Annotated in this window: 6 protein-coding genes; 5 read left to right on the top strand and 1 reads right to left on the bottom strand. The window is 65.3% G+C overall.

All coding sequences use genetic code 11. The features are described from left to right. Positions 1 to 683: 683 nt before the first annotated feature. The 5 genes from SX243_03675 to SX243_03695 all read left to right on the top strand — a co-directional run bounded on the left by SX243_03675 (position 684) and on the right by SX243_03695 (position 10,260). Complete coding sequence (locus tag SX243_03675; GenBank protein MDY7092050.1) at positions 684 to 5,297, top strand: PKD domain-containing protein; 4,614 nt, start codon at positions 684 to 686, stop codon at positions 5,295 to 5,297. 120 nt (positions 5,298 to 5,417) lie between these two features. Then, complete coding sequence (locus SX243_03680) at positions 5,418 to 6,734, top strand: ABC transporter ATP-binding protein (protein ID MDY7092051.1); 1,317 nt, start codon at positions 5,418 to 5,420, stop codon at positions 6,732 to 6,734. A 90-nt stretch (positions 6,735 to 6,824) separates the two neighbouring features. Then, on the top strand, positions 6,825 to 7,970 hold the full coding sequence (locus SX243_03685; GenBank protein MDY7092052.1) for a radical SAM protein: 1,146 nt from the start codon (positions 6,825 to 6,827) through the stop codon (positions 7,968 to 7,970). A 41-nt stretch (positions 7,971 to 8,011) separates the two neighbouring features. After that, complete coding sequence (locus SX243_03690) at positions 8,012 to 9,076, top strand: glycosyltransferase family 4 protein (GenBank protein MDY7092053.1); 1,065 nt, start codon at positions 8,012 to 8,014, stop codon at positions 9,074 to 9,076. After that, positions 9,073 to 10,260, top strand: coding sequence for a glycosyltransferase (locus tag SX243_03695; GenBank protein MDY7092054.1), 1,188 nt, complete (start codon positions 9,073 to 9,075; stop codon positions 10,258 to 10,260). Before SX243_03690 ends, SX243_03695 begins: the two co-directional genes overlap by 4 nt. Before the next feature lie 27 nt (positions 10,261 to 10,287). Here SX243_03695 and SX243_03700 read toward each other — a convergent pair. Continuing rightward, positions 10,288 to 10,468 (bottom strand): hypothetical protein (locus tag SX243_03700; GenBank protein ID MDY7092055.1); only part of this gene is annotated, 181 nt, incomplete at its 5' end.

Consider the following 10,468-nt stretch of genomic DNA (forward strand, 5'->3'; position numbering starts at 1 on the left):
TCTGTACCCGCACTTTGGGCGATTCCTGCTCTTCCATTGCTCGCTCCGATACCTCTCCGCCAAGAATCCGATCTCCCGGCCTGTTCCCTTTGCCCTCGGTCGTCCGCATCGCCTCCCTCGTTACTTGGTAAAAGGCGCCAATTTCTTCCAGCGAAGATCTCCCGCCGGCAGCACTTTGTTGATACGGTTATCAACTATCCCGCGAGAGGGCAGATCAAAAATAGCCAAGACGGGGCTGGACTGGGCGCTTTAAGCTGTGGCAGCATAGAGCCCTCCCGCAAGCGGCGACGAGCTTCGGTTCGTCAGAAAGCCCAGGAGCCCCCTAGGTCAGGCTTTGCAGAGGGGGTTCCGCCCCTTCGCGAGATTCCGGGCCCCGCTTGCGTGAATCGGTCGATTTTGCTATAAAAGCATCTCGACTCTTGAAGAGCCTACTGTCCGCTGTAGCCATCATGATGCCGAGCGTCATGTCGCCTTCTTTTCATCGTCTCTTCTCGATCTGCTCGCGTTTTCGATCCACAGGAGCCAAGTTGGTTATGACCACTCACTCACCCAGAAAAAACTTCGCAGGGTTCCTCCTCTCCCTCATCGTCTTTGCCGCCGCGGCCGCCCTTGGTCCCTCCACTTTGGCGCAAAGATGCGATACCACCTGCAACTACTGCTCTGACGCCACCCCTGCGGTGGGAGTGAACTCACAACTGTGGGGAGAGATCGAGCCGACGGACACCGGCACTCTTCCGGGCAACCGCGACTCCACCAACTTCGATGGTGTTGGTTCCTTCGAGAACAACCCCTACTGGTACAACCTCGATATCGAGCAGGGCTACGTCTTCGCCGCTACCAGCATGCGGGTGCAGATCTGGAACGCTCAGAGCACCCCGGGCCGGCCGTCCGCGACCTTCGACCGAGGCATCAACAGCTTGGGCCTTGCCTGGGACGGTGACGGACACGCGTTCTCGATTTTCCAAGACATCGATGCTCCGCCCAACAAGGCGGACCGATTTGCCGTCGCCGGCGTCTATGGCGTCGGCTTGGTGATCTACGACTCCAGCGACAAGTCGTCGCCGGTGGTCAAGTATCAGGACACTGGCAATAGCCGCGAGGGCGAAGGCGTCTACTCGGCTACCATCGGCTCCCGCGATTACGCCTTCCTGGTCGGAGACCGGGACGGCGGCATCTACGCCTATGACATGACCGCCGCCAAGGCACTGGCCACCCGTTGCACCGAGAGCCAGCCGGGCACCACCGTTTGCCCCGGCGTCTACAAGGGGCGCATCGGCACCCGCCCCCGCGCCCACTTCATCGACGGCGCTGGCAACTTCATCGTGGTCAGCTCCAAATTCAATCCCAAGGGAATCGAGATCTGGAATGTCGCGAACCCTTCGGCGCCGCAGTTGGTGATGGACGCCCTGGGCAACGACAGCGTCTACGGCGTCGCCATGTGGCAGGAGGGCGCGAGCTACTATGTCGCTCTGCGCACCGACTCCCAGGCCCGGATTTACAACGTGAGCTGCATCACCGGTGGCTTCTGCTCCCCCGGTGGCCCCGTTTGGTCCCGCAACATGCCCTCCAGCGGCGACGGCACCGCGACCTTCAGCCGCGCCACCGGTAACACTCCCTTCGTCTATTTCGGTGACACCAGCTTCTGCCAGAGCGGTGACCAGAGCGAGTACCTCTACGATGTCAGCAACCCCAACAACCCGGTGGACATCAGCCCTCAGGGCACTCGCGTCATCAACGGCGCGCCGGTGAGCTATTGGGGGTGGTACTACCGCCAGAATGGCTTCCATGGCTTCAACCGCGTGGCGCCCTTCGCTGGCAAATTCTCCGGCGATCACTTTTACCGCGCTGGCCATGCGATCTTCGACGTTCACCGGCGGACCGGGGGCTCGCCGCCGGTAGCCAACTTCAGCTGGAATCCGGCCCAGGTCTATCCCGGAACCTCGGTCAGCTTCGTCGACCAGAGCGTGGGCGGGCCGCAAGCCTGGGATTGGGACTTTGCCGACGGCAGTCCCGGTTCCTCGACGCAGCAGAATCCCTCGGGGATCACCTTCGGCACCTCGGGCAACCGCACTATTAACTTGCAGGTCACCAACGGTGCCGGATCGGACAGCACCAACAAGACGCTGACGGTGCTGCCGGCGGAACCCAACATCCCCAACGTGACCGCCAACCCCAATCCGGCGCTGCTCTGTCAGCCAGTGACCTTCACCGCTCAGAGCGCGACGGGGCAGCCGCCGCTCAACTTCGCCTGGGAGGTCAGCGAGACCGGCGGTGGTGTTGTGGCTTCCGGCAGCGGCAACCCCTTCGTCTGGACCTCCGACCCCTCCGACACCACCGGTGTGACCTACACCGCAGAAGTTACGGTGTCCAACGGCGCGGGCTCGGATATCGCGAGCAGCCCTGCGGTCACCCTTCAGGCGCCGCCGACCCTGCCGGCGGCGGGAACCTTCTCGCCCACCTACCCCGGCTTCCCGACTCCGCCGCCCAACGCCACGGTGACCTTCAGCGTGGACGCGCCGGGTGCGACAGAGTGGAATTGGGACTTCGGCGACGGCTACACCGGCTGGACCGATGACCCGGTGGATGGGCCCAATCCGACCCACACTTATAGCGTGGTGGGCACCTACCAAGTCCGTGTGATGGTGCGAAACTGCCTTGAGACAGAGCGCGAAAGCGCCTCGATCTCGGTGCAGATCGACAACATCGTGCCTCTGGAGGCTGGCTTCCAGGTCTCGGCGTTCTGCCAGGCCGGGACTTGCTTCGGGGAGACCAACGTTCCCCTGACCTTCGTCGACAGCTCCACCGGCGATCCCGACTTCTACGATTACGACTGGGATGGCAACGGCAGCTTCGAGGACTCCAGCAACACCGCGCCGGTGACCTCTCACACCTACACCAGCGCCGGCACCTTCCGGCCGGTGCTGCGGATCCGTAAGGGCTCGCAGACCGACACCTTCGAGCACGTCTTCAACATCGTGATCCAGAGCGGTACTCCGCCGCCGACGCCGGCCATCACCATCACCGGCCCCAACGCTGGCCAGACTGGACAGAATCTGACCTTCAGCGCATCGGCTTCCAACTGCACGCCCAATCCTTCGGGCTGGAGCTGGAATACCGCCGGCGGTACCGGAACGTCGAGCACCAGCGGCATCTCCGTCACCTGGGATAGCGCTGGCATTAAGACGCTGCGGGCCACCAACTCGGGTTGCAGCACGGCTCAGGGCGTCAAGAACGTCAACATCTCCCAGCCCGGCGGTGGCGGTGGTGGCGGCGGCGGGGGCGGTGCCCTCAACGCCAACTTCACCTTCGCGCCCACCTCTCCGGGAGTCGGGCAGAGCGTGACCTTCAACGGCACGAGCTCCACCGGTGGTCCCACCGCTTATAGCTGGGACTTTGGCGATGGCAGCGCTGCCTCCCAGGGTTCCATCGCCACTCACAGCTTCGGCTCAGCCGGCGCGTACACGGTGACCCTGGAAATCTCCAAGCCGGACACCAGCTGCAGCTTTGGTCTATGTACCGACAGCGTGACCAAAACCATCGTGGTCGGCGGCGGCGGCGGCGGCGGCGGCGGCGGCGGCGGTACCACGCTGCAGGCTCGCTTCAACGTCACCGGGGCCTCCTGTTTCAGTGTCTCGGGCCAGATTTCGTGCACTCTGAACACCGGTGCCGAGGTCACGTTGACCGACACCAGCAACGGCGACGTCACCAGCCGCTCCTGGAATTTCGGTGACGGGACTTCCGGCAATGCCGCCGTCGAGACCCACTCCTGGAGCCAGCCGGGTGACTACACGGTCACTCTTACCGTCACCGACGGTGAGGACCAGGACTCCACCTCCGGCGCCTTCACGGTGGAGGGCGATCCGCTGGGAGACTTCGGCAAGATCGTCCTGCCGTGGGTGGTGCAGGGGCAAGGTGCCCTCGACCAGGTGAGCACCCTCTTCGTGCACAACCCGGCGCGAGAGGCCCAGAACCTGACCATGCGCTTCCTGCGTCGGCCGGTGCCGGACGAGGAGCCGCCTACCACCAGCTTCTCGCTGGACGCAGGGGCGACCGCTCACTTCGCCGATGTGCTGGCGGATGAGTTCGGAGTCGACAATGTCTCCGGCTACATCGAGGTGGAAGCAGAGGACGGCGAGCTGCCGTCGCCGACGGTGGTCTCCTACCACCGCACCTTCCAGCCCGATGGTCAGACCTTCGGCCAGGCCGTGCCCGGTGTGTCCATGGGAAGCTTCCCCAAGTCCACCGAGACCGGTCGCCAGGTGCTCCATCTGATGGGGCTCAACGACGACCTCCAGCGTCTCGGCTTCTTCGGGATCACCAACCCCAACGACACGCCGGCCCGCTTCCAGCTGCGCTTCTTCAACCACAATGGAGAGGCCATCGGAGATGATCTGGATCCCCTGTCGGTGGCCGCCTACGGTCAGCGCCAATTCCAGGTCCGGACGATCCGCGACTTCGGGGTCAGCGACCAGACGGACTACCGGGTGGAGATCGAGGTGCTGTCCAGCAGCGGGCCGATCTATCCCTACGGTGCCAATGTCCGCTTGGCTTCCGAGGATCTGGCCTTCGTGCGGCCGGGGGAAGCCTCCGAGTCGACGGTTTACCTCATCGGTGCCCTGGCGACCTTCGGTCTCAACGGCAGCCTCTGGCAAACCGACGGCGTTCTGTCCAACATTACCGACTCGAACCAGACCACGGAGCTCAGCTTCATCAACGTCGGCAACGCTGCCGAGCCTCTGGATCCGGTCTCCATCACCCTGCTGCCGGGAGAGACCAAGCGTCTGTCCAACGTCCTCATCGACCGTTGGGACCTGGACGCCTCCAGCAGTCTGGGTGTCCTCAAGCTGACCAGCACCGGCAGTGGCGATGTCTACCCGCTGGTGCAGGCCGAGTCCTACGACAACGCCAATCCCAACCGCCGCTTCGGCCAGGCAATGCCGGCCCTGACGGCGCAGGATTCGGCGGAGGCCGGGGAGCTACAGATCCTCACCGGCTTGCAGCAGGACGACGAGCGGCGCACCACCATCTGGGTCCTCAACCCGGGTGAGGGCACCGCCGAGTACGACCTGCGCTACCGCGCTCTGGACGGCACCGAGCTCGGACTCCTCGAGGGCCTGCGGGTGCGTGCCGACCGCATGCGCCAGATCAGTCCGGCCCAGCATCCGCTGCCGGACGGGGTGACCGAGGGAGGCTTCACGGTTCAGATCGTGGTGCGCTCCGGCAGCCTGCTGAGCGCGGCTCAGGTGGTCAACAACCGCACCAACGACCCGGCCTTCGTGGTGGGAGCGACCCGCTGACGTTGGTGCCGGCCGGGGCCCTGCGGGGCCTGTGAATCCAAGCGAAGGCCGCCGGTCTACCTGCCGGCGGCCTTCCGCTCGTCTGAACGGATTCGGCCAAAAGGGCTAGAATAAGAGCTCATGAAACAAGTTGTGGTCGAAGCCAGCGGGCTCAGCAAGACCTACCGTGTCTACCAGCGGCCGTGGGATCGCCTGGTGGAAGCCTTGTTGCGCCGACCCCGTCACAAAGAGTTCCGCTCTCTCCAAGACATCGACTTGCAGCTGGCAGCGGGAGACTCGCTGGGCATCATCGGCGAGAACGGCGCCGGCAAGAGCACCTTGCTCAAGATTCTCGCCGGAGTCGCCGCTCCCACCAACGGCGATGTCCAGGTACAGGGCAAGGTCGCCTCGATCCTGGAGCTGGCCTCCGGCTTCCACCCGGAATTCACCGGCCGCCAGAACATTCAGCTCAACGCTGCCATGCTGGGTCTGAGCCAGAAAGAGGTGGAGGCCAAGACTCCCAACATCATCGCCTTCAGCGAGCTCGGGGACTTCATCGACCAGCCCGTCAAGGTGTACTCCACCGGCATGGCGATGCGCCTGGGTTTTGCCATCGCGACCCAGGTGGAGCCGGACGTGCTGATCATCGACGAGGCCCTGTCGGTGGGGGACGGCTACTTCCAGAAGAAGTGCGTCGATCGGCTGATGGAGTTCACCCGCGGCGGTGGCACCCTACTCTTCTGCTCCCATGCGATGTACTACGTCACTTCCTTCTGTCAGCGAGCCCTGTGGCTCAAGGACGGCAAGATCGCGGCCCTGGGGCCGGTGGAGGAGGTGGTGCGCAGATATGAGAACTTCCTCATGCGCAAGCAGCCGCAGGACCCGGTGGAGGTGGCCGAGCGGCCTGCTGGGCCGGCTCGCATCGTGGAAGCCAGGCTGCTCGATGACGGGCAGGCCGGCGGAACGGCGCCGGTCCTCTACCGGCATCTCCAGCCCCTGAGTTTGGAAGTGAGCTGGGAGACCACCGAGCCCCAGCGAGCCTTCCACCTGGGCGTGGGCATCGACCGCACTGACAGCGTACAGGTAGCCGCTCTCTCGACCTACCACGATGGATTGGAGCCTTTCCGGGGCCGCCATCGGTATTCTGTGCGGCTGGACATTCCGCAGCTTCCGATGCTCAAAGGGGAGTACTCCCTGTATGTCTTCCTGATGGACGAGGAGGCGCTTCACCCCTACGACTCCAAGGTCGTCCACGGCGCCTTCGAAGTGGCCACGGAGGGCTATCGCTTCGGCCTGATCCACATCCCCCATCGCTGGCAAACCGAGGAGAGTTCGGGCTCCGTGGTGACGCTGTCCGCCCCTGTGGAAGCGCCTTCTGCGGAGACGGCCGCCTTCGAGGCCGGCTCCCTGGAAGCTGGCGGGGCGGCTCTCTCGGCGAGCTCAAGGAGTCGCTGGTAGGATGGCCAGCCGACGCTCTCCAGGAGAGCTTCCCGCTGGCCACTCCTTCGCCGGTCTTTCTCCGTCCAATCTTCGTTTCCGAGGTCCCTCATGACGCCTACCGCATCTCTCCCCATCCTCGACCAGCCCGCCGCCGCGGCGAGTCCCGCCGCGCGCCTCAATCCTTTCCTCCACGTCGGGCCGGACCGGCTCTACAATCCGCTGACCGACCAAGCTCTGGTTCAGGGGGAGGAGCATTACGAGGCCGTGCGCCGGCTGCAGGACGGTGATGCCGGCATCGACAGCCTGCCGAAGGAGGCGGTGCCCGGGTTGATAGAGGCCGGATGGCTGGTGCCCGCCGACGAGGACGTGAGCCGTCGCTACTACCTCAAATACGTCTCCCTGGAAGCGCACACCGTGTGCAACCAGGCCTGCTACTTCTGCCCCGTGTCGGTGGATCCCCGCCAAGACCACTTCATGCCCACCGAGACCTACGAGCGCATCGTCGGTGAGATCGCGGAGCTGGGAGAACCCATCGAAGCGGTGTTCATGATCAGCTACAACGAGCCGACCCTCGACAAGCGCTATGTCGACCAGGTGCGCTGCATCAAGGAGGCGGGGTTGCCGCCGGCGACTCTCACCAACGGTACCGGGTTGACCCGCAAGCGCATCGACGAGCTGGTGGAGCTGGGGGGATTGCGCTTTCTCTCCATCAACCTCTCCACCATTCAGCAGCAGCGCTACGCCAAGGAGCGCGGTGGGGACCATCTTGAGCAGGTGCTGCGCAACCTCGATTACGCCAAGGATTTGCCGGTAGCGGAACGCATGGACATCGTGGTGTTGGGCACCGACGACGAGACCCACCATCGAGATTTCGAAGAGATCCAGCAGCGCTTCGCCGGTAGCCGCTTTGGCGTTGCCCGCTGGGTGGTGAACGACCGTGCCGGCTACCTCCAGGTCGGCCTCACCACCCGGGACCGGGACAAGCAGCTGTGCGGCTGTGACCACATGGGCTCCCGGCCCCTCCAACACCTCCACATCACTCCCCGGGCCGAAGCCATCCTGTGCTGCCAGGATTACAACGAGACCGTCAAGGTGGGGGATCTGAACCAAAGCTCGGTGCGCGAGGTTCTCGAAGGACCGGAGATGGCCCGGGCTCGCCGCTGGGTGTACGGGATGGAGGAAGCACCGGCCAACTTCATCTGCCGGAACTGCAAGTTTGTTCTGCGCCGTCAACCCCGGCCGCCGGCTCCCTGAGCCAGCACCTTCTGCGCCGCTGAGCCACGACCCGCGATCTCTTGTCGCCCAAGCTCTCCATCTGCTTCCTGCTGGAGGACACGGCCCTCTTCGGTGGGGTGAAGGTCGTCTTGCATCAGGCGAACCTCTTGGTGCGTCGGGGCCATCGGGTGATTCTGCTCAGCAAAGGCCCGGCACCGGAGTGGTTTCCGGTAGAAGCGGAGCTGCAACCGGTGGCGGATTTCTCCAGCGCACCGCTGCCTCCGGTAGACCTCACGGTGGCCACCTACTGGACCACCATTGAGCCCGCGGAGCGCGGAGCCGCCGGCGAGGTGGTGCACTTCTGCCAAGGGTTCGAAGGGCTCTACACCCACAATCGGTCGGACCATCCGGCAATCCTCCAGGCCTATCGACGGCCGCTTCCGGCTTGGACCGTCGCCCCCCACCTGTCGCGGCTGCTGGAGGAACGCTTCGGACGTCCTTCGCGGGTCGTCACCCAGCCTCTGGAGGCTTTCTGGCGTCCCGCCTCCCGATTCCGCCGTCGCCCCGGAAGCCCGCCGCGGATCCTGGTCACCTCGCCTTTCGAGATCGATTGGAAAGGTGCGGAGACCTCCCTGAACGCCGCGCGAGAGCTGCGCCGGCAGGGACTCGATTTCCAGCTCGTGCGGCTCTCCCAATGGCCTTTGAGTGACCAGGAGCGGGCCCTCTTCGAGGCGGACGAATTCCACACCCACGTGCCGCCCTCGCGAGCGGCGGAGATCGTCGCCTCCTGCGATCTGCTGCTGGCAGCCTCCTGGGAGCAAGAGGGCTTCGGCCTGCCGGTGCTCGAGGCCATGGCCTGCGGGGTTCCGGTGGTGGCGTCCAATATCTCCTGTTTTCGAGACTACGCGGCGGACGCGGCTCTCCTGGTGCCCTGGGACGACCCGAAGGCCTTCGCCGACGCAGCGCAGCAGCTCCTGGGCTCCGCGGCGGAGTGGCGCCGAGCCCGGCGCCGAGGCCTGGCCATCGCCCGGGGCTATCGAGAGCGACTCGCCGCTCGCTCGGTGGAATCGGCAGCCCAATGGGTAGTTTCCGGCCAGTGGCGCGAGGAGCCCCTGGTCGGGCCGGTGCAGGAGTCGGATCTATGAGCCGGTCCTCCTCTTCTGCCTCGGCCTCGGGGCCCCCGGACCTGAGCGTCGTGCTGGTCCACTACCGCACTCCGGAGCTGGTGCCGCCAGCGGTAGCGGCCGTGCGCCGGGATCTCCAGGCCAGCCAGCTCGAGGCCGAGATTCTCTTGGTCGACAACGACAGCCAGCCCGGGGACCGCGAGGGCTTCGAGGGGCTAGGGGTGCAAGTTTTGGGGCCGGGGACCAACCGAGGCTTTGCCGCTGGGGTCAATCGAGGCTTCGAAGCCGCCTCGGCGGATCGCCTGGTGGTGATGAATCCCGACGTCGAAGTTCGTGCCGGCTGTCTCGGTCGCCTGGCGCAAGCTCTCGACGCGGGGGCTGCTGCCGCTGGTCCCCGTTTCACCTGGGATGCTCAGGACCGACTGCTCCTGCCGCCCCAGGAGCCGCGCTCCAGAACCTGGGAGCTGGCGGCGGCGCTGGCACGGCGGGGCCCCGGCTGGAGCCGCTGGGCCCGTCGTCGCTGGCGGCGCCACGCCCGGCGCCACTGGTCGGCACGGGAGCCCATGGAGACCTTCGCCCTCAGCGGGGCACTGCTGGCGATTCGCCGCGAGGCCTGGGATCGCGTTGGAACCTTCGACGATGGCTTCCGCCTGTACTTCGAGGAGACGGATTGGCTGCTGCGTCTGCGCGATGCGGGCCTCAACGCGGTCTTGGTTCCTGAGGCCGTGGCTCGCCACCGCTACAACCTCAGCGCCGCCGTCGAGCCTCGGGCGCCGCAGTGGTTCGCGGACTCGGCTCAGCGCTTCCGCCGTCGATACTATGGATCTTGGTTCACCGGCCTATTGGCTCGTCTGGAAACTCCGCCCCGGCGGCCGGAGGCCTCTCCCCAAGCTCCTCTCGGCGCCGATGGCAACACCCCAGGCGACTCCATGCTGCCGAAGCTGGAGCTCCATCCTCGCGCTCGCTGGGTCGAGGTCTCGCCGCTGGCAGTGGGATTCCCCGCTGCCGCCGAGCCGGTGTCGCCCAAGGTGGCCGACGACGGTGGTGGGGTGTGGCAGCTTCCGAGCTCCGTCTGGCAGGATCTTGCTCCTGGCAACTACTGTCTGCGGTCGGTCTCGGAAGCTGGAGAGGAGCTGCAAGAGCGGCAATTTTCCAAGAACTCCGAGGGGAAGGCTGCCGGGGGCTCCGCGCACGCTGCAGACTAGGCCGGGTCACCAGAACAGCCCTGCTGTTCAGAATAAATCACTATCCCCGAGGGTGTAGAAGAGCTCCGAGGCCAGCTCCCGGGCCGCTGCGGGATGTTCGAAGGGTACGCACATCAAGTCCAGGCCCTGGGGCTCGGGATGGCGTTCGAAGCCCAGTCTCCGGATGGTTTCGAGCCACCACTCCGGCCGCTCGCTGAACCAACCCTCG

The organism is Acidobacteriota bacterium (assembly GCA_034211275.1).
GTDB lineage: Bacteria > Acidobacteriota > Thermoanaerobaculia > Multivoradales > JAHZIX01 > JAGQSE01.

Bases quoted from the DNA above. Each gene is read 5' to 3' on its own strand.
- SX243_03680 (MDY7092051.1), top strand. From the start codon at position 5,418: ATGAAACAAGTTGTGGTCGAAGCCAGCGGGCTCAGCAAGACCTACCGT.
- SX243_03695 (MDY7092054.1), top strand. From the start codon at position 9,073: ATGAGCCGGTCCTCCTCTTCTGCCTCGGCCTCGGGGCCCCCGGACCTG.
- SX243_03685 (MDY7092052.1), top strand. From the start codon at position 6,825: ATGACGCCTACCGCATCTCTCCCCATCCTCGACCAGCCCGCCGCCGCG.